This window comes from Vibrio sp. 811, assembly GCF_033339195.1.
Genome location: NZ_JAWOUB010000637.1, coordinates 1 through 597, shown reverse-complemented (window position 1 = coordinate 597; position 597 = coordinate 1). Strand labels below are relative to the sequence as shown.

The window sequence follows — 597 nt, the reverse complement described above, 5'->3', positions numbered from 1 at the left end:
AACCGCTTGAATAAATGCTGTCTTCGAGGCTGTTACCAACGTATTCGGTTGGCTCCGTGCCTTTCTCAAAGTATTCAAACATGGACGTGCTATCCACTTTATGAGTCAGCAGACCGCTGTTGCGATCGATGCGAACGCGCACGATGTCATCTGGAATATTCTTGCCTTGTTCTGGCTTGCCTTCCAATGCTACTTGCATAAAGTCAATCCATGCTGGCTCTGCTGTTTTCGCTCCTGATTCAGCACCAGATACTTGGCCTTGACCCAAATTGCTGTTCACCGTCGTGCGGCCTAACGCGCGTGAGTGATCATCGAAGCCCACCCATGCAATCGCAACCACGCCCGGACCATAACCGTTGTACCATGCATCTTTTGAATCGTTAGTCGTACCAGTTTTACCACCAATATCACGACGCTCAAGTTTTTGCGCACGCCAGCCGGTACCGTTCCAGCCAGTTCCTTCACGCCAGTTGCCGCCACCCCAGATGTTGCTGTACATCATTTCACGCATCAAGAATGCGTTTTGTTCAGAGATCACTTGTGGTGCGTATTTTGGTTCATCATTTTCTAGTGCGTTCACTGGAGCTTGGCCATCAA

General features: G+C 49.7%; 1 pseudogene. It reads right to left on the bottom strand.

The features are described 5' to 3' along the window. Positions 1-597, bottom strand: a pseudogene (locus R7Q46_RS28550) (penicillin-sensitive transpeptidase); the annotation flags it as partial.